The organism is Bradyrhizobium sp. (genome assembly GCF_036735945.1).
Classification (GTDB): domain Bacteria; phylum Pseudomonadota; class Alphaproteobacteria; order Rhizobiales; family Xanthobacteraceae; genus Bradyrhizobium.
This window is the reverse complement of sequence record NZ_DAINNI010000052.1, coordinates 11649-31476: the sequence shown is the minus strand read 5'-3', so window position 1 is coordinate 31476 and position 19828 is coordinate 11649. Positions and strand designations below refer to the sequence as shown.

Genomic DNA, 19828 nt, shown 5'->3' with positions numbered 1-19828 from the left:
TTCTTGCCGTGCACGCCGGTCCAGCACAGATGGTCGGAGACCCATTTCGGCTCGACGCGCCGGGCGAGATCCTTCAGGGCCTGCAGATATTCGAAGTTCGGCGGCGCGGTGGAGGCGATCGACATCGAGACGCCGTGCATCACCACGGGATAGCGTTCGCGGATCCGATCGAGCGTGCGCAGCGGCTGGCCGCCGGGCAGCATGTAGTTCTCGCTGATGACCTCGAACCAGTCGATGGGCGGCTGGCCGTTCAGGATCTCATCATAGTGCTGGTGACGCAGGCCGAGACCGAAGCCAAGGAACGGAGGCCTGGCCGACATCGCCGAATGCGCCGCAAGCGGGGACGCCGAGCTATCAGGCATTCTGCTCGCGACGTTCATCTCGTCTCCACTCAAAGGCCGCCAAACCGGAAGGCCCTGCCAAATTATCCCGACAACCTAGCATGGATGCAAGGCCCGGCCTACACCGGGCCTCGTTCCCGCGGCTCAGGACGGCTGATACTTGCCCTTGGCGGCGTCGCACTTTTCCTTGGTCAAGGCCGAGAAGCCCTGACCCTTGCAGGCGTTCTGGCCCTTGCAGGCGTTTGCGCCGCCCTTGCATGCGCTCTGGCCCTTGCAGGCATTGACGCCGATGCATTTGCCTTCGCCGGCTGCGTAGGTCACCGTCGACGCGGTGGTGCCGGCCAGGAACAGGGTGGCAGCGGCGGCGGCCAGGGCGGCGCCGGACTTGGATGTCATCTTCATTGGTATCCTCCAAAGGAAGTTGAGAGGGTGCACCGCCCATAAGCAGCGACAAATCCAGCCGACAAACGGCACCCGGAGAAAACTACGCAGCGGGTTCGGATCAAGTTACAGGCGACGCCAACTTTATTTTGAGCGCCGGCCCCGAAACAACGGGGGCCCGGCATCGCCGAACCCCCGGGGACCCTGATCCGCCGATCAACCCTTGACGAACTTGGCGCCCATGGCGGCGCACTGTTTTTCGGAAGACATCGAGAAGCCCTGACCCTTGCAGGCGTTCTGGCCCTTGCAGGCATTGGCAGAGCCCTTGCAGGCGCTCTGGCCCTTGCAGGCGTTGCCGGCCATGCACTTGCCCTGGGCGGCGTTCGCGGGCGTCGACACCGTCGATACCACCGAACCGGCAAGGAACAGGGTGGCCGCGGCAGCGGCGAGCGTCGCACCGGATTTGGAATTCAGCTTCATGACGATCTCCTCGATCATTGTTTGAAGACAGGACGTTGCGAGCATCTCCTGATCGTTCGATCACGGACCCCCACAAGCGAAGTGAAGGATGGCGGCCGGTCGGGACGGCTTGCCGTAAACGGCAGGTTTTGCGACCGAGTGCGCATCCGAAAACCAGCTACGGGGCATCGGGCGATTTGGTTACAAAGTTTCGAAAGAAAATTTTCTTTTTTTGCGGTTGGATATCCCATCCAGGTCCAACCCCCGCGGCGCGACAGTATTTCGTTGCGCCCCGCGCTGACCGTTGCGCGCGAGCGCCTCGTTGCGGCGCACAATGAAAACCTCGCCCCGCCTATCCACGTCCAGGCTTCAGCTTCGCCATCTGCGCGACCGTTGCCCGAAGTTCCTCGGCATTGAACGAGGGGAACGAACAGATGCGGTTGCTGCAGGCAAAGGCCGCGGGCTCGCCGAGGTCGGGATATTCGACGTCGGGGTTGGGCAGCTTGCCCTCGCGCAGGTCGAGCCATTCCAGCCGCTTGTAGCGGGCCGGCAGCGCGCGGCCGAGCGCGTGCAGCGTCCTGGCGCGGGCGTCATCCTTGTGCCCGACGATGGTGATGTGGGTCGGCTCGACCGCGAGTTCTTCGTCGGCGAGCAGCACGCCCGGCAGGGGACGCATCATGCTGGCCGCAGCGCTGGCGAGATAGCGCATCGCATGCGCGGCCTGCTCGCGATAGGTCTCGTTGCCGAAGTAGCGGTTGAGCAGGTTCATGAAACGGCTGACCTGCACCTGGTCGTCAAGCAGCTTGGCGGGCTTGGCAAGCACGCCGGTCTTGCCTTCCGCGGTCTTCGAGGTGATGAAGCCGCCGGCCTTGTCGCGAAAGGTCGCGACGAAATCGCCGGCCTTGGCGGCCCTGGCGAGCCAGTCGCGGTTTCCGCTTGCGGCATAGAGATCGACGAAGGCCTGACCCATCGCCAAGGTGTCGCCGAGGAACGGACCGCCACGATCCTTCTCGCCGTGGCGGAAGCCGCCATCGGGCAGCGCGCGGTTGTCGATCACCCATGTCGCGGCGCGTTCGGCGATCGCCAGCGCCTTCGGATCGTTGCTGACGTTGTAATAGGCCGCAAGGGCGGAGATCGCCCAGCCGTTCTCGCGGGCGTAGAGGTTCTTGTCGATGCGTGGCATGCCGAGCTTGCGCCGCTCGCCGTCCGGCAGCGCATAATATGTGTGCCCGTCGGTATCGTGGTCGAGATCGGCATCCTGGCTGACATAGAACGCGCCGTCGGGAGCGGTCAGGAATTCCGCGAGATAGCGTTCGATGCTGCGCGCGGCCGCGAGATATTTCGGGTCTTTCCACAGCGCATAGGCCTGGCTGTATTGCCGCAGATACTGTGCCTGGAACGACATGATCTTTTCGAAATGCACGCGCGTCCAGGAGCCGCCTTCGGAATATTGGTAGACGCCGCCCCAGACCGGATCGATCAGCGCGATCGCGGCATCGAGCGTCTGCCGGGCGCGCCTGATCGCGGTGGCGTCCCCGGCTTCGGCGCGGGAGATCGCCAGATCCATGCTGTCGGCGTCGATGAATTTCTGGTTCTCGCCCCAGCCGCCGAGCTTTTCCTCGTAGGATTCGTCGACATTCCTGTTGAGCGCGGCGCGCTGCGGCTTGTCGAGGAAGGCCGAGGTCGACGGCTTCACCTCAAAGGCTTCGCCGACCGACGGTCCGGGCGAGGGATCGTCGATGATCGCCTTGAGCAGCGCCTGCATCCGCTCCGGCTCGATATATCCCCGGATCTTCGCGATCTCGGTGCCATCGGGGCCGAACACGATGGTCGCGGGCCAGCCCCAATCGCCATAGCGGCTCGACAGATCGGGATTGGCGTCCTGGTCGACGCGAACCGGCAGGTATTTTTCCGCGAGCAATTCGCGAACCTTGGGATCGGCGTAGGTCGTCTTCTCCATGACGTGGCACCAGTGGCACCACACGGCCTCGAGATCGAGGATGACGAAGCGCTGTTCGGCCTGCGCGCGGGCGAACAGGTCATCGCCCCAGCCGCTCCATTTGGGACCGTCCGCAGCCAGCGCTGGCGAGGCGGCAAGGGTGGCGAGCGCAAGCGCGGCGATACGAACGAATGTCATGGCGGCTTCCCCGGAAGATGGCGTCCTCTTCAGCTACGGGGGTGACCGGCTGCGGGCTCAGCCTTCCGCTGATGTCACGGCATTGTGAGTCGGATAACCCCTTCGGTCAGGTGGAAGCCTTGGCATGACCGCCGGCATTCAGCAGCAGCCGGTCCAGCGACGCGGCGCCGGGGCCTGCGATCGCGAGCCACATGAAGCCGGCGAAATAGGTCGCCTCCTCGAAGCCGAGCAGCGTTTCCACGGAATCGACGTCGCCCCATTTCGCCGACCTGATGGCGACGAGCATGACCACGGCCAGCATCGCGGCGGGGATCCGCGTGAACAGGCCGAGCATCAGCATGATGCCGCCGAAGAATTCGACTGACGACACGAAGGGGGTGAGTATCCCGGGAAATGGAATCCCCCAACCGATAAAGTTTTCCGTGACTTGCGCCAGATTATTCAGCTTGCCCCAGCCGGCCTGCATGAAGGTGTAGCCGGCCACGAGCCGCATGATCAAAGGCCCCGCCCAGGAGAAATGCGAGGCGATCCGCGCAGGCAGCAGGATGAGAAGATTGATGATGAAATGCATGCGAACTCCCCTTCAAGTATTTGAACTCGCGAGGCCGCATGCGCGCGAACGCGCACCGCGCCCGCCTCGCGGCAATCTGGCTCTGATTCCAGCTTCGCAATAACCGGTGTGCTTGTTACGGGGCCCTAGCCGATATTTTGCAGGGCCGGAAAGGTCTCCAATAGCCAGATACTGACATTGGAGACGGCCCCGGTCAGGAAGCCGATGCCGGTGATCACCATCAGGACGCCCATGGCATGCTCGACCTTGCTCAAATGCCGCTTCATCCGCGCGAACAGCGAGGAGAACTGCTCGATCATCAAGGCGGCCAGCAGGAAGGGAATTCCGAGCCCTGCGGAATAGACCGCGAGCAGGCCCGCGCCCTTGGCGACGGTGGCTTCGGCGGCTGCGATCGACAGGATCGCCGCAAGGATCGGACCGATGCACGGGGTCCAGCCGAAGGCGAAGGCGAGCCCCATCGCGTAGGCGCCCCACAGGCCGACCGGTTTCGGCATCGGCATCCGTCCCTCGCGCATCAACAGGCTGATCCGGGTCAGGCCGAGGAAATGCAGGCCCATGATGATGATGATGATGCCGGCCAGGATCGAGAGTTGCGCCGACCAGGCGCGAATCAAGCCGCCGATCAGGGAGGCGCTGGCGCCGAGCGCCACGAAAACCGTGGAAAAGCCAAGCACGAACATCAGCGCCGAGGTCATCACCGCGCGCTTGGAAGTCTCCGTCGTCTCGTCATTGGCGACATGCTCGATGGTCGCGCCGGTGAGGTAGACCAGGTAAGGCGGCACCAGGGGCAGGACGCAGGGAGACAGGAAGCTGACGAGACCGGCAATCAGGGCCGCCGGGATGGAAACATCGTTCATTGCATGACCTTCGAGAATTACCGCAAGGCATAGCGCCCTCCTGCCTTGTACGGAACAGCCAATCGATAAGTTTCGTCGCCATTGCGGCTCAACTGCGGTCACAGAGCCGTGTCCAGGCGGCCAAATCGGCCTCGCGGGCGAAACATGGGCTGGTATGGTCCCGTATAGCGGCTATCAGCCCGCCATTCTGGGACCTTGCATGCGCCTCGGCATTCGTACCGCGATTTCCGCCCTCGTGCTGACGTCGATCGTCGTCAGCGCCGTCGGCGTGCATCTGCTGTGGTGGCGTACCGCCCAGCAGGTCAGCCAGACGCTGGCCAACACCATCAACGACCAGATCGTGTCGGCGGTCGGCGACGAATTGCAGTCGGTGACGTCGGAGGCGCGCTCGTCGATGCTGGCGGTGCGGACGCTGCTCGCCGAAAAAGTGTTCGATCCGCGCGACGCCCGAAAGCGCGAAATCGTGTTCCGCTCGCAATTGCTGTCGCAGCCGACGATTTCCTGGGTGGCGTTCGGGTGGCCGGACGGATCGTTCTATGCCGGGCACAAGCTCGGCAACAACGTCATTGAAATGCTCGAGATCACGCCTGACCGCACCCTGCGCATCAACAGCTACGAATTCGTCGGCAACGATCTCAGGCTCAAGGCCAGTTGGTCCGAAGAGACCGACTATGCCGTGACCGAGCAGGAATGGTTTCGGGTCGCCCGCGAGACCAATGACGAATACTGGTCGACGCTGACTGTGCATCCGCGCGGTGAACGACTGGCGGCGGCATTTTCGGCGCCGATCGCCATCGACGGCAAGCCGGCCGGGGTCGTCGCCATCATCATCGAACTGACCCGCGTCTCGAACTTCCTGTCGCAGCTCACCGTCGGAAAATCAGCCGGCGCCTTCATCCTGGAGCGGGATGGCAAGGTGGTGGCCTCGCCCGATCCCGATGCCAGCGAGCAGATGGAACTGAAGACCGATCATCCGCTGTTTCCGGTCGCCGTCGATGCGATCCGAAATGCCGGCAGCGCCTACGAGCCCGGCGAAGGACAGCCGTTCAATACGACAGTGACGCGCGACGGCAAGGCCTATCAGGCCGTCATCACGCCGATCTCGTTTCCGGGCTGGTCGCTGGTGACGGTGGTGCCGGAATCGGAATTTCTCGGACCGGTGCGGATGACGATCCGGAACCTGCTGATCGGTCTGGCCATCCTGATCGTCTTCGCCGGCTTGTTGTCGGCCTGGCTCGCCCAGCGCCTGATCGCGGCTCCCCTGATCAAGGTGGTGAACGAGATAAGACATGTCGAGCGCTTCGATCTCGACAAGGTGCAGCGGCATCCATCGCGGCTGGCCGAAATCCAAAATCTTTCCGGCGCGATCGGCGACATGGCGCAGGGGCTGGCGGCGTTCCGGAAATACATTCCCGCCGACCTCGTGAAGCGGCTGATCAGCGACGGCAATGGCGCGCGGCTCGGCGGCGCGGTGCGGCCGATGAGCGTGATGTTCATCGATCTCGCCGGCTTCACCGGCATGTCGGAGCGGCTCGGCCACCGCATCATTCCGCTGCTGTCGAAATATTTCGACTGCGTCTCGGCAGCGATCCAGAGCCAGAACGGCACGATCGACAAGTTCATCGGCGATGCCGTGATGGCGTTCTGGGGCGCGCCGTCGCCGAATCCCGATCATGCAATCGATTGCTGCCGCGCCGCGCTGGCATGCCGGCGTGCGGTGGAAGAGGCGGGCCTCATCGACGACCACGGCCATTCCGTCGGGATCCGCATCGGCATCAATTCCGGCGACATGCTGGTCGGCAATATTGGATCGGAGGTGCGGCTGAACTACACCGTGATCGGTGACGCCGTGAACATTGCAAGCCGGCTCGAGAGCACCAACAAGGCCTACGGCTCCACCATCATCATCGGTCCCGAAACGCGCCGGCTTGCCGGCGAGCGCATCGTGGTGCGCGAACTCGACCGGCTCGCGGTCTATGGCCGCGCCGGCGGGCTGCAGATCTATGAATTGCTCGGCATGGCCGGCGAGATCGACGATACACGCGACTGGGTGGCCTCATATGAAGCCGGGCTTGCCGCCTGGCGCGCGCGGGATCTTACGGCCGCGATCGGCGCCTTCGAGCGGGCGCGCGAAATCCGCAAACAGGATGCGGCGTCATCGGCGATGATCGAGCGTTGTCGTCAGCAGCTCGAAAATCCCGCCGGCGAAGACTGGGATGGTACAACCATCGCGCGGAGCAAGTAGGGCAATGAGATTGCCGGCCGCCTTGCATGCTGCGACGGCTTGGCCATAGATGTGCCCGCCGGCCACGCCGAACGTGCCGGTCTCTGAATCGGGAAGGCCTTGAGCGTTGAAAATACTGCTGACCCATACGCCGCAATCCCGCGCCCAGTATTACGGCGCGCGCGCCCTCGGCGGCCTGCAGGCGCTCGCGGAGGTGAGGCTGCATGACGCGAACGATGCGCTCGACGCCGCGGGCCTGATCGCGGCGGCGCGCGAGGTCGATATCATCGTCGCCGATCGCCTCACTGCGGGACCGGCCGAGATATTCCCGGCGCTGCCGGCCCTTCGCGCCTTCGTCCGCTGCGCGGTCGATATCCGCAACGTCGATGTCGGCGCCGCGTCGGCCGCCGGCGTGCTGGTGACGCGGGCCGGACCGGGCTTCGTCCAGTCGGTTGTCGAACTCGCGCTCGGCTTCATGGTCGACCTGTCGCGCGGTGTCTCGCGCGCCACCGCCGACTATCATGCCGGGCAAAAGGCTGACATCATCATGGGCCGGCAACTCGCCGGCAGCCGGCTCGGCATCATCGGCTACGGCAGCATCGGCCGTTACCTCGCCGCCATCGCCAAGGCGCTGGGCATGGAGGTCCTGGTCGCCGATCCCTACGCGACCGTGAGCGACGCCGGTATCGGGCATGTCCCGCTCGACGATCTGCTGGCGCGCGCCGATTATGTCGTCTGTCTTGCGGTCGCCAACGAAGAGACCGAAAACCTGATCGGGCAGGTGGCGCTGGCGCGCATGCAGCGCCATGCCTTCTTCATCAACCTGTCGCGCGGCAACCTGGTCGACGAGGCGGCATTGGCGGCAGCGTTGCGCGAAAACCGCATCGCCGGCGCCGCCATGGATGTCGGCCGCGCACGCGACCAGATGCCGTCGCCCGAACTCGCGAGGCTCCCCAACGTCATCGCGACGCCCCACATCGGCGGCTTGACGCCGCCGGCGATCGAGAGCCAGGCGCTGGAGACGGTGCGGCAGGTGGAGAAGATTATCACGGGTGAAATCCCGGTCGGCGCGGTCAACGCCGATGATTGGAAGCGCCGTCCTTGACCTCCGAAACCGTGGATGCCAGCGTCCTGTTGTCAGGACGACCCGCAACAGCGCGGCTCGAAACGGTAATGCGGTGATGCGTCTTCCCTTCTTCTACGGCTGGCTGATCGTTGCGGTGACGTTTGTCACCATGGCGATCGGCGTCAATGCGCGCACCGCGTTCTCGCTGTTCTATCCGCCCATCATCGGCGAGTTCGGCTGGGATCGCGGCGTCACCGCGGGGGCGTTTTCGTTCGGTTTCGTGGCTTCAGGCGTCGCCAGTCCGCTGATTGGCCGCATGATGGACCGCCTCGGGCCGCGCGCGGTGATGGAGCTTGGCGTCGCGCTGATGGGCGGCGGCCTCCTGCTTGCGCCGCTGACGACGCAGCCCTGGCATCTCTATCTCACCATCGGCGTATTGGTCGGCGCCGGCAGTGTGTGCCTCGGCTATTCCGGCCAGTCGTTCTTTCTGCCGAACTGGTTCATCCGCCGCCGCGGGCTGGCCATCGGCCTTGCCTTTGCCGGCGTCGGCATCGGCTCGGTGACCCTGCTGCCATGGGTGCAGCACATGATCGAAGGGACCGGCTGGCGCACCGCCTGCACCGCGATGGGCGTTCTGGTGTTCGCCGTGCTGGCGCCGATCAATCTCCTGCTGCGCAAGCGCCCCGAGGATATCGGCCTGCTGCCCGATGGCGACGCGGCGCCGTCGGCGACATCGGCCGCCTCGCGCTCGAACGTCGTCGATCCCGTCTGGGCCAATACCGACTGGACGCTGGCCCGCGCGCTGCGCACCGCGCGCTTCTGGTGGATCTCGCTCGGCTACTTCTGCGGCCTCTATGTCTGGTACGCGGTGCAGGTGCACCAGACCAAATTCCTGCTCGACGTCGGCTTCAGCGCCAACGTCGCGGTGTGGGCGCTCGGCGTCGTCGGCCTGTTGGGTATTCCCGGCCAGATCTGGCTCGGACATCTCTCCGACCGGATCGGGCGCGAATGGATCTGGGCGATCAGCTGCGCCGGCTTCGCGATCTGCTTCGCCGCGCTGGTCGCGCTGAAATTCGCGCCGGTGTTGCCGCTGGTCTATCTCATGATCTTCACGCAGGGCGCGCTCGGCTATGGGCTGACGGCGGTGATGGGTCCGATCGTTCTGGAGATCTTTCAGGGCAAGCATTACGGCGCCATCTTTGGCACCATCATGCTGGCCGCCCTGGCGGGCGGTGCGGCCGGCCCCTGGGCCACCGGCTGGCTGTTCGACCTCACGGGCAGCTACACGATAGCTTTTGCGATCGGCGTTGCCGTCAGCATCCTGTCGGCGGTCGCGATCTGGCAGGCCTCGCCCGGCAAGGTGAGGGCGGTTGCCGGACGAATGCCCAGCGCGCAGGGCATCACCGGCAAGGGTTAGCCGCTCATCGCGGACGCACTTCGATGTCGAACGTCTTTCGCAGCACTTCCGCGCCGTCCCTCGTGACGCGATAGGTCGCGACATAGCGGCCCGCCGGCCACGCTGCCTCGCCGCGCTTCCTTCCGGCATGTACGAGAAACTGCGCCTTGTCACGATCGAGCGCGGGAAGGTTGGCGGCGGCGACGGAAGCGCCCGCAGGACCTTGCACCGCGAGCGATTGCTGATCGCCGGCCTGCAGGCCGATGGTCCTGACATAGGCGACGAGCGCATCGGACGCCTGCGTCACCGGATGCTTGTCGATCTCTCCGGATTCGATCTGCTCCATCGTGGGCGCGATGCCGGCAAAGCCGAAGTCGATGATCTCGCGCGGCCTGTATTGCATCTGCTCGGCAAGGGATGTGGCCCAGAGCGATCGGCCGCCGCCGCAGGAATTTTCCGCGGCACCGTACGCAAAGGGGTCAACGGCCTTGCCGCGATAGCGCACGGTGAAGTGCAGATGAAAAAATTCGGTGTCGCCGGACAGGCCGACGAGGCCGATCGGCTGCCCCGTCGTCACGGCGTCGCCAACCTTGAGGCGGACGCTGCCTTTGGCCAAATGGCAATACTGCGTGGCCCAAGCGTTGCCATGCTCGATGAGCGCGCCGTTGCCGCACTCCTTGCCGGCGATGGCGGTCTTGCCAACCGTCCTGACCGAGACGTCGTCCATGTCGTCGCGCGTCCCGATGACGCGGCCGGGCGCGGCGGCGAGCACCTCGATCCCCTGCTTCTGTATTTCCTGATTCCGGATCCGGATGTCGGTGCCGTCGTGGCCGTCATAGCTGCGCCGGCCGCAGTTGTAGTCGCGGACCTTGTCGGAGGTGTCGGCGTCGACATAGTTCTGAACGAAGCAACTCACGCCCACCTGACACCTGATCGGCAGCGCGAGCGAAATGACTTCCTCCGCCCCGGCGCCGACCGCACCGCACAGCCACAGCAAAATCAGGATCAGGTGTTTCAGGCGCGCCATCCGATTGCAGCCCAACAATACCCAAGCTTGGCTCGCAGAATGTGTCTAAACTCCGATCCCGGCATTGTGTCACGACCGTGACATCAGCTTCACGTCGTGGCGATTCCCATCGTTCGCTGCAGATCGCCGATGGCACGGAAAAAGCTGTCCGGTGGCGTGGTCTCGGGATCGATCAGGCGGTGCAGGCGAAAACCGTCCTCCAGCGCCAGCACCAGCGCTCCGGCCCATGTCGGGTCGAGGATGGTGGTCCGGCCGCCATTCCTCGCCGTGGTCTCGATGATGTCGGTGACGAGCTTGCGCCGGGCGCGCAGCCGCTTGGCGAGTTCAGGACGGCGCTTTTCGGCGCGCGCCACGAACAGGATCATTTCCATGTGGAGCAGCGGGGAGCGGCCGAGCGGATCCTGCGCGCTGCGATGCATGCTCTTCAGCGCATCGATGAAATCGGCAAGGCTGTTGTGCCGCTCGAGCAGGTCGCGAATCCGCCCGATCGATTGCTCGACGTGATCCTCGAGCATGGCGATGATCAGTTCGTCCTTGCTCTTGAAGTTCGAATAGAACGCGCCGCGCGTGAAGCCGGCCGAGGCCGCGATCGCCTCGATGCTGGCGCTGCCGATGCCCTGTTCCTCGAACACGCGCGCCGCCGCCTCGAACAGCTTGTCGCGGGTGTCGTCCCTTGTCGGTCTGGTTCGTAGCCTTGACATCCGGCCAGTTTAGGCGAGAATGCAACTCAATACAACAATGTATCGAGTTTTGATCGATCCGCCCCGGGAGAAAACGCGCTGAACGGCGCGCCAATCAGTAGAGGTCACCATGAACGAGCATGTTCAGACGGCCGGCAGCGCGCCGCTCTTCAATCCGCTGGACCCGGAATTCATCCGCGATCCCTATCCGCATTATGAGCGGATGCGCGCCGTCGATCCGGTGCACCTGACGCCGCTCGGGATGTATGTCTGCAGCCGCCACGCCGAGGCGAGCCTCGTGCTGCGCGACAAGCGGTTCGGCAAGGATTATGTCGAGCGCACCATCCGCCGCTACGGCCCGAAGATCATGGAAGAGCCGGTGTTCCGCAGCATGAGCCACTGGATGCTGCAGCAGGACCCGCCGGACCACACGAGGCTGCGCGGCCTGGTGGTGAAGGCCTTCACCGCGCGCCGGGTCGAGGACATGCGCCCGCGCATCCAGCAGATCGTCGACGAGACGCTCGACCGCATCATCCCGCAAGGCAGGATGGACCTGATCGAGGATTTCGCGTTCCGCCTTCCGGTCACCATCATCTGCGACATGCTCGGCATCCCCGAGGAGCATCGCGAGGCGTTCTATGCCGGCTCGCGCGACGGCGGACGGCTTCTCGATCCGGTGCCGCTGTCGCCGGAGGAGATCAGGCAGGGCAACGCCGGCAATGCGATGGCGGCGATGTATTTCCAGCAATTGTTCGAACTCAGGCGCAAGACCCCCGGCGATGACCTGACCACGCAACTGGTGCAGGCGGAAGAGAACGGCAGCAAGCTCACCAACGAGGAGCTGACCGCCAACATCATCCTGCTGTTCGGCGCGGGCCATGAGACCACCGTCAATCTGATCGGCAACGGCCTGCTGGCGCTCTACCGCAACCCCGACCAGCTCGCGCTGCTCAAGGCGAAGCCGGAGCTGATCACCAACGCGGTCGAGGAATTCCTGCGCTACGATTCCTCGGTCCAGATGACCGGCCGGGTGGCGCTGGAGGACATCGACGATCTCGGCGGCAGGCGCATCCCGAAGGGCGAGAGCGTGCTGTGCCTGCTCGGCTCGGCCAATCACGACCCCGCGATCTATCCCGATCACCCCGAGCGGCTGGACATCACCCGGCCCAATGTGAAGCCTTTGTCATTTGGCGGCGGCATTCATTTCTGCCTCGGCGCCCAACTGGCGCGGATCGAGGCCGAGATCGCGATCTCGACCCTGCTGCGGCGGATCCCGGACCTGCGGCTGGATGACGCTGTCAACGCGGAATGGCGGCCGACCTTCGTGTTGCGCGGCCTCAAGAGGCTGCCGGCAAGCTGGTGAAGGCCTGACAATTCCACCGGCATGGTTTTCCCCGGCTCGTTCGAGCCGGTTGGGGCTTCTGTCGGGTTGAAGCTGTGACTTCGTCGAACTTGTCTCTATATTCCGGGCTGCTCCGGGGCCGGTTCCGGCGTGGCGCGGCCGGCGCCGGGGCGGTTCAAGGGGAGACACGGTGCAGACGACGCTGCTCGGCCTGGCAATCGCCTTTATCATTGCGCTGATTGCCGCGCTGGTCGGGCCATACTTCATCGACTGGAACCAGTTTCGGCCGCAGTTCGAGGCCGAGGCGACGCGTGTCCTCGGCGCGCCGGTCCGCGTCGGCGGCAAGCTCGACGCGCGCCTGTTGCCGGCACCGTCGCTGCAACTGCATTCGGTCGTGGTGGGCGGGGTCAACGACCTCGGCAAGGTGCGCGCCGACAAGCTCGACGTCGAGTTCAGCCTCGGTTCCCTGATGCGCGGCGAGGTGCGCGCCACGCAGCTCACCATCAACCGCATGTCGCTCGATCTCGGCCTCGATGCCAGGGGCCGGATCGACTGGCCGGCCTCGGCCGGCACGTTCAATCTGGGTTCGCTGGCGATCGACCGGCTCAATCTCACCGGCCGCATTGCGCTGCATGACGCGGCGAGCCGCACGACGCTCGAGCTCAATGACATCGCCTTCAGCGGCGACGTCCGTTCGCTGGCCGGCGCGATCCGCGGCGACGGCAATTTCATGTTTTCGGGCACGCGCTATCCGTTCCGGGTCTCCTCGGGCCAGGGTCCCGACGGCAACGGCACCCGCGTCCATCTCAACATCGATCCGGGACAGCGCGCGCTTGCGATCGATCTCGACGGCCTCCTGAATTTCGATGCCCGCGCGCCGCGTTTCGAGGGCACCGCGACGCTGGCCACGCCCGCACCCCAGAAGGGCAAAGGCGACGAGGTGCCGTGGCGCGTCGCCGCCAAGGTCAAGGCGGATTATTCGGCGGCGCGGCTCGACCAGCTCGAAGTGAGCTTTGGCGCCGAGGATCGCGCGCTGAAACTCGCCGGCAGCGGCGACATCCGGTTCGGCGCGGCGCCGCTGTTGCGAGCGGCGCTATCGGCGCGTCAGCTCGATGCCGACAGGTTCGTTGCCAGGGAATCGACAAAGGAGAAGGACGGCGCGGCCGAGCCGGTACGCGTGCTGCCGGCGTTCCAGGCGCTGAACTCCGCCATTCCGCTTCTGCCGATATCAGCGCAGGTCGAACTTGCTTCCGAGCAGGTCATGCTTGGCGGGCGCCCGTTGCAGGACATCGCGGCCGAGTTGCAAGGCGATGCCAGATCCTGGCGCGTCCACCGGCTGGAATTTCGCGCGCCGGGCGCGACCCGGGTCTCGGTCAGCGAAGCCGACGGGAAGCGCGGCGCGCCTGACCGGTTCAAGGCGGCGCTCAGCGTCGAGTCCTCCGATCCCGAAGCGCTGCTGACCTGGCTGCAGGGCCGCGGCGACACCGCCTATCGCAGCCAGAAGCCGCTTCGCCTGCGCGGCGATGTCACCGTGGCGGCGGACGGCTTTGCCATCGACGCCATGAAGGCCGATATCGATGGCGGCACGGTGGAGGGGCAGGTCGTGGTCGCGCAACGGCAAGCCGACCGCGGTCTCCGGGTCGAAGCGGAATTGAAGGCGGAACGGCTCGATCTCGATGCCGCGGCCGCCTTTGCGCGGTCACTGGCCGGGCCGCAAGGCGAGTGGCCGGACGAGGGCAAGCTGTCGCTTGAGGTCGGCCGCGCCAGCTCCGCCGGCCAGGAGCTCAGTCCGTTGCTTGCGAAGGTCGCCTATTCGCCGTCGAAGGTCTCGATCGAGCAGTTGAAGATCGGCCAGCTCGAAAGCGTGACGCTGGACGCCGCCGGCAATTTCGACCGCACCAACGCCACTGGATGGCTGGCGCTCAATTCGAGTGCCGCCTCGCTCAGCCAGTTGACCAGCCTGGTCGTTCCGATTTCGCCGGCGCTGGCCGCGCGTCTCAACGCGATGGGAGCGAGCGCGGGCCCGGCGCGGCTGAAGCTGGCGCTCGATCTCACCAAGCCTGCCGGTCAGTCCGACCGGATCCAGGCGCGCGCGGTGGCCGATCTCGACTCGCCGCTGCTCAAGGGCGCCACCACGATCACCGGCAGGCCGGCGGCCGCCGCCATCCAGAGCCTCGATCTCGCGGCGCTCGGCCGCAGCGAAGTGTGGGTCGATTCGAAAGCGTCGTCCCAGCAGGGCCGCGCGCTGCTGGCGTTGCTCGGTGTCGACCGCGTGGTTTCGGCCGGCGATGGTCCCGGGCAGTTCGAGGGCACCGCGACGGGCGCGTGGGGCGCGCCGTTGCGGCTCAAGGCCAGGATCTCGGCGACAGGTCTTGACGCCGAAGCGGAAGGCTCCGCCGAACCATGGGCGGCGGAGCCGCAGGCAAGCCTCGGCCTGAAAGTGCGCAGCGCCAATTTCGGACCGCTGCTCGATCTCAAGCCGCAGGACTCACTGCTGCAGAACATCGGCCTGTCCGCGCGCGCGCAGCTCGCCGGAAACAAGCTGACCTTCGACGACCTCGACAGCAGTATCGGCGGCTCGCGCCTGCGCGGCCGCATCGCGGTGACGCTCAGTGAGGAAAAGGAGATCGAGGGAGAAGTCGGCGTCGAGCAGCTTGCGCTGGCGCCGGCCTTTGCCACCGCGCTCGGTGCGGCCGGGAAGGACCCTGGCGAGCCGCTCGGCGCCGGGCTCGCCAGGGGCTGGCGCGGCAAGGTCGCGTTCCAGGCGTTGCGCGGCCTGCTTCCCGGCGGCAGCGAATTGCAGCCGGTGAGCGGCGTGGTCAAGAGCGACGGCCAATCGCTGACCTTCGATGCCATCACCGGCAGGATCGGCGGCGGCGAAGTCAGCGCGACGATCGATGCGCGGCCCGGCGCGAACGGCATCGGGTTGAACGCGAGCGTCCAGTTTTCAGGCGTGGACGGCGCGGCGCTACGCTATCGCAACCTTGCGATGCCCGCCGGGCGCGCATCGCTGCAGATGACGCTGACCAGCCAGGGTCGTAGCGCCCAGTCGCTCGCCGGCGCACTGTCGGGCAGCGGAACGCTGACGCTGGAAGGGGCCAGGATCGCGGGCCTCGATCCGCGCGCCTTCGAAGCGGCGGTCCGCGCCAACGACAGCGGGCAGGCCAAGGACGACGTCCGGCTGAGGCAGATCGTCGAAGCCACCCTGCCGGCCGGCGCGCTGGCGGTGCCATCGGCGCAAATTCCGTTTACCATCCGCGACGGCCGGCTTCGCGTCGGGGCCACGCCGCTGGACGGCAATGGCGTACGTGCCGTCGTCTCGGGCGGCTACGATATTGCCGCCGATCAGACCGATATCCGCGCCGCACTTTCCCTGACGATGACCGCAGGGCGTCCGGAGATTCAACTGCTTGCGGTGGGCACGCCGGACGCGCTCAGCCGCAGCGTCGATATCGCCCCATTGTCGTCCTGGCTGGCGGTGCGCGCGATCGATCACGAAACGCGCAGGCTCGATGCGATCGAACGCGGCGAGCCGCCGCCGGCGGCACCGCCGCCGATCGTGCTGCCCGCGGACGGACAGGCGCCGCTTCCGGAGGCTTCGCCAAGCGTGCCGGCCGCCAAGAGCGGCCGCGATCGGCGGCCGGCGAAGAAGGCGACGCCGCCGCGTCCGCCCACCGTCCATGCGCCGGCCGCACCGGTCGCCGGCGCGCCGCAGGTTGCACCGTTGCCGCCGCCGATCGATGTCCGGCCGGCCCCGGGTGCCGCCAGGCCGAAGCCGCGTCCGCCGCTGGCGCTGACGCCGCAACTCGCCAACCCACCGCCGCCGCGATCGAACTAGGATCCTTGTCCTACACGCACCCTGGAGCAGGCCGTCCGTCCGGCAAATGGCGCGGGGTACTCATGGTTCCCAATGAGTACCGCAGGGTGGGCGGTGAAGGTTCGATCCCAGTTCCTCTCACTCCGCCAGCCAAATTTGGTTCGTCGTACTTCCCAGGCGCCAAGGGTTCAAGATTCCGCCGATTTTGCAGATGTTTTGGGCGGAGCCCCTTCAGTTGCTCTCGAAAGGGTCCGGAGAATGCATTTTTCTCCGCAACCCTTGTACCAACTCCGAAAGTCCGATTCCCATTTTGCCGCAAGCCAATGTGTGCAGGGCCGATCGATTTCGAATCCTTCTCCCCCAGCCAAATCTCACTTTTCGCTGATTTCGTGCTCGCGTCCGTCTCAGTGCGCGCGGCGGTGGTCGCGGTTTCCGCAAGCATATCAAACCGCTCGCGAAAGGTCGCGACCACTTCGCCATCCTCCCAGTTGCAGTTCGATAGTACGAAATTCAGCGGCCGGCGTTTTTCGCGCGATTCCTGCATCGCGAACAGTCTTTGAGCATTCCGTGCGAGGTCGAGAAGTTCGACACCTTTGTCCAGATACGATTTGTCGGCCTCCTGGTGCCGCCCGATCTCGCGCGGGCAGCGAAGCTGTTCCTCCCGCCACTGGTTCGACATCTTCCCGAAAAACGCCGCGTCAACCACTCCATCGAGCTTGTCGACGTACATGGCGTGAATCCGCAGACGACTCCCGACGAAAGCGGAGACGGCGAAACGGCGGCGCTTGCCACTTTTTTGGGTCTTCGTGGCGCCGCGCTGATAATGATGTCGAGGCTGCACGAGGCGTTGCGCGATCTGTCGGAAGTGATCGAAATCTGGGCGCCCGGTGAGAGGAGCCTATCGGATAGCGATGCCACTTCGTTGGCACTGACGCTCGGCGGCCGCCACGTACCCACCAATAGCGTTGAGCGCATCTGCGCGCAAAGCGCAATCGACAACTGTACGCCGTTCGCTGAACGCGGCGAGGACAGCCGAGCCTCGCTTTCCAATTGCTTGAACCGGCCCGCGTGGCTGCAGGCTATGAGCCCGGCTTCCAACGTTCGCGATGGAAAAAAAGGCCCTGGCGAACGCGACGCGAGCGTGTGAGCTCACGGAGTCGAAGATTTCGGCCTTCATGGACACGTTAGCGGGCCGCACTCGCCGAGACGGGCAACTTTGATGGCGCGATTGACTTGCTTAGCAATCCACTCGACGTCACCGATGACACCGATAAGCCCATGTTCGCGGGTCGACTAGTTGTACCGAAAAGGGATGCCATATCGCGACGTTCAACCGTAGGAACTGCTATAGGTGTACGTGTGTGCGCCTTGGAAAGGTGATTCCAATCTCACGACTTGGCAGGCCTATCGTGTGACTAGCCAGATCATGGCAGCCAGTAGGCAGACGATGAAAAACAGAGGCACAGCGCATCGAATATATTCGCCGAGCCAAAAGCCGATACCTGCTTCTGCCGAACTTTTTTATGCGCCGCATGTGACGTAGTTAACTATCCGGATAGCAACGGCCCGGATTATAATTGCTCGCAAACTAGCTTGAAGCAAGTCTGGAGTCAAAACGCGCGGGGGATTTGCATGTTTCGATCTGCGAGGCAAATACTTGGCGCGTCTTTGATCTGCGTCGGCGCACTCACCCTAGTCGTCAACTTTGCAGCGACAGTGATTATGGGGTCGGTGTACTTCCAGCAACGAAAGGAACTGACCGATGACCTTTCCCTACTGGAAATCGTTTTCCCCTTTATCATCGGCTTCGCGTTCTTATCTTTGGGCTTCGTTTTGCGAGAGGGGAAAAAGCGCACGCTGCTATTTCTCAGGCCATTCAACTCAATTGCGGATGATCTCACCATGAAATCGATTTCAGGTAAGATCGGAGCAAGTTTCACTGCCGTGGCCTTGGACAACGGAACTATGCGCTCACCTAGGTCGTCGCTTCGAGATCGCGCCGCAGCGCTCTTCTTCTTCCTGCCGGCAGGGTTGGTCCTCCTTTTCGTGGCATCGGTAGTTTCTCCTAAGCATAATTATGAAAACTCTTTCGTCGCGAACTTACCTTCACTCTTTTTGTTTGCATTCGCACTTTTCGTAATCAGCCGCGCTTTCCGATGTATTTTTCCGAAGTCAAATAGGTTCATCATCAATAATGAAGAGCAGCTTCTTGTTGCTACTCAAAAAGTACAACTTCTGTCCACGTGGTTCCCACGAATAGTTCTGCCTAGAACTCAAATTTTCCATTCATCAGATGCGTTCTGGAAGAGAGCCGTGGAGCGCATTGGAGACGAATGCGAGTTCGCGGTGATAGATGTTTCGCGAATGAGCGAGAGTATATATTGGGAGCTGAATTATTTGACAAATAAGAAAGTGGGAAAATTCGCGCTTATGATCAGAGAAGGCGTGGCATTACCAGCGCCGCTATCTCACGTCGAAGCTTCTGTGCTCAAATACACTGGAGATCTCGGGGAGAGCGCTGAATTTTCGAGAGCGCTAGGTAACTGGTTGCAGAACGCGTCCAAAAGGCTTCCTTTTACGGAGCGAGTAATCCTTGCTGAGAAACAATTGCGCGCCCATGAAACGAACAAAGGTTCAAGTGAGGTGGATTGGGAAGCTTGGGCGCAGGTCGTATTTCGCGGAGAACTAGACATCCCAACCCTGAGCTCTTCTTCGGAGCTAGCGAAACTAAGCCTTGCCTCGAAACCCAAGCTTCCAGAGGCCGACAAGAAGCGAGCATTCGATTTGGTTACGCGACTCGCGAATTCGCTTCTAAACAGACCGGATATTCTTGGTCGCCTTCACAAGACGTTTGAACTCGCGCTATTGCCTTTGGCATGGTTTCAAGACGAATCAGAGTTTACACAGGAAGCTTGTTGCCTGTACGCCAAACTCTGTCACGCGATAGCAACACATTCGGCTGACGCCTACAAAGTCTCCGCTTGGCTAACTATACCTAACATGATCGCAGATGGAGCTGATTTCAAGCGGTCCATGCGTCAAATGCAAGTTGAGGTGGAGGAGTTGCAGAAAAAATGGGAACACTTGAAGCGTCTCGAAGACCAACCGAGCTCGCGAATGAGAGCCAATGAAAACATGAAACAAATGGTCGAAGTTGCCCTTGGACGGGCAGAATGTTCGATAAAACGATGGTGCTCAGAAGGTTTCTAAGAGCCGCCTCCAAGAGCTTCCTGAATCGGATGAATGAATTGCGATGGTTGTGGGGCCAAGCACAGCTGCGACTTGACCGTGACGTTGAAGAACAATCGGTGGGATTGACAGAAAGTTAGATTTTCAAAGACCGTATGAAATAGATATAATCGCTGGTCCGATTTCGTATCTCTCACCGTCGCCGTTTCCGCATCCCGTCGTACCTGACTTCACCTGCGACTAAGTAGTCCGCACTAGGACTCGGGACTCATTGTCGCAGCCGCCTGGTTTCGCGGCAAAGCAGGGATCACTTGGCGCGTCCGCGGTCCTTGGAGCCAGGC

15 protein-coding genes are annotated in these 19828 nt (G+C 63.6%); 7 read left to right on the top strand and 8 right to left on the bottom strand.

What is annotated here, in order from left to right; translation table 11 throughout:
- The 6 genes from V7E26_RS17635 to V7E26_RS17610 form a co-directional block, all read right to left on the bottom strand.
- Positions 1-320 (bottom strand): DUF692 domain-containing protein (locus V7E26_RS17635; RefSeq protein ID WP_324418303.1); only part of this gene is annotated, 320 nt, incomplete at its 3' end.
- A 165-nt stretch (positions 321-485) separates the two neighbouring features.
- Complete coding sequence (gene bufA2 / locus V7E26_RS17630) at positions 486-743, bottom strand: BufA2 family periplasmic bufferin-type metallophore (protein ID WP_324418299.1); 258 nt, start codon at positions 741-743, stop codon at positions 486-488.
- Between the two features lie 195 nt (positions 744-938).
- A complete protein-coding gene (gene bufA2 / locus V7E26_RS17625; RefSeq protein ID WP_324418297.1) occupies positions 939-1202 on the bottom strand; it encodes a BufA2 family periplasmic bufferin-type metallophore in 264 nt (87 codons plus the stop codon).
- A 331-nt stretch (positions 1203-1533) separates the two neighbouring features.
- The gene (locus tag V7E26_RS17620) at positions 1534-3318 is read right to left on the bottom strand and encodes a thioredoxin domain-containing protein (RefSeq protein WP_324418295.1); all 1785 of its coding nucleotides are present in this window, start codon (positions 3316-3318) and stop codon (positions 1534-1536) included.
- 106 nt (positions 3319-3424) lie between these two features.
- Complete coding sequence (locus V7E26_RS17615) at positions 3425-3889, bottom strand: DoxX family protein (protein ID WP_324418293.1); 465 nt, start codon at positions 3887-3889, stop codon at positions 3425-3427.
- A 125-nt stretch (positions 3890-4014) separates the two neighbouring features.
- Positions 4015-4746: a cytochrome c biogenesis CcdA family protein gene (locus V7E26_RS17610; RefSeq protein ID WP_324418290.1), complete on the bottom strand. Its 732-nt coding sequence runs from the start codon at positions 4744-4746 to the stop codon at positions 4015-4017.
- 199 nt (positions 4747-4945) lie between these two features.
- Here V7E26_RS17610 and V7E26_RS17605 point away from each other — a divergent pair, with 199 nt between their 5' ends.
- From V7E26_RS17605 to V7E26_RS17595, 3 genes are all read left to right on the top strand, one after another.
- Positions 4946-6991, top strand: a complete 2046-nt coding sequence (locus V7E26_RS17605; protein WP_324418288.1) for an adenylate/guanylate cyclase domain-containing protein — start codon at positions 4946-4948, stop codon at positions 6989-6991.
- A 106-nt stretch (positions 6992-7097) separates the two neighbouring features.
- Positions 7098-8075, top strand: a complete 978-nt coding sequence (locus V7E26_RS17600; RefSeq protein WP_324418286.1) for an NAD(P)-dependent oxidoreductase — start codon at positions 7098-7100, stop codon at positions 8073-8075.
- Positions 8076-8151: 76 nt separating this feature from the next.
- On the top strand, positions 8152-9453 hold the full coding sequence (locus tag V7E26_RS17595; protein ID WP_324418301.1) for an MFS transporter: 1302 nt from the start codon (positions 8152-8154) through the stop codon (positions 9451-9453).
- Positions 9454-9457: 4 nt separating this feature from the next.
- Here the strand turns inward: V7E26_RS17595 and V7E26_RS17590 are convergent, their stop codons facing one another.
- Both V7E26_RS17590 and V7E26_RS17585 read right to left on the bottom strand, forming a co-directional pair.
- Complete coding sequence (locus V7E26_RS17590) at positions 9458-10459, bottom strand: M23 family metallopeptidase (RefSeq protein ID WP_324418284.1); 1002 nt, start codon at positions 10457-10459, stop codon at positions 9458-9460.
- An 89-nt stretch (positions 10460-10548) separates the two neighbouring features.
- Complete coding sequence (locus V7E26_RS17585) at positions 10549-11160, bottom strand: TetR/AcrR family transcriptional regulator (protein WP_324418282.1); 612 nt, start codon at positions 11158-11160, stop codon at positions 10549-10551.
- 109 nt (positions 11161-11269) lie between these two features.
- Here V7E26_RS17585 and V7E26_RS17580 point away from each other — a divergent pair, with 109 nt between their 5' ends.
- From V7E26_RS17580 to V7E26_RS17565, 4 genes are all read left to right on the top strand, one after another.
- Positions 11270-12502 carry a cytochrome P450 gene (locus V7E26_RS17580; protein ID WP_324418280.1) on the top strand — a complete coding sequence of 411 codons (1233 nt, stop codon included), beginning with the start codon at positions 11270-11272 and terminating at the stop codon, positions 12500-12502.
- Positions 12503-12671: 169 nt separating this feature from the next.
- Complete coding sequence (locus tag V7E26_RS17575; protein ID WP_324418278.1) at positions 12672-16319, top strand: AsmA family protein; 3648 nt, start codon at positions 12672-12674, stop codon at positions 16317-16319.
- Positions 16320-16854: 535 nt separating this feature from the next.
- Positions 16855-17445, top strand: a complete 591-nt coding sequence (locus tag V7E26_RS17570; RefSeq protein WP_324418276.1) for a hypothetical protein — start codon at positions 16855-16857, stop codon at positions 17443-17445.
- A gap of 485 nt (positions 17446-17930) precedes the next feature.
- Positions 17931-19508 (top strand): hypothetical protein, encoded by a 1578-nt coding sequence (locus V7E26_RS17565; protein ID WP_324418274.1) that lies wholly within the window; start codon positions 17931-17933, stop codon positions 19506-19508.
- Positions 19509-19828 lie beyond the last annotated feature (320 nt).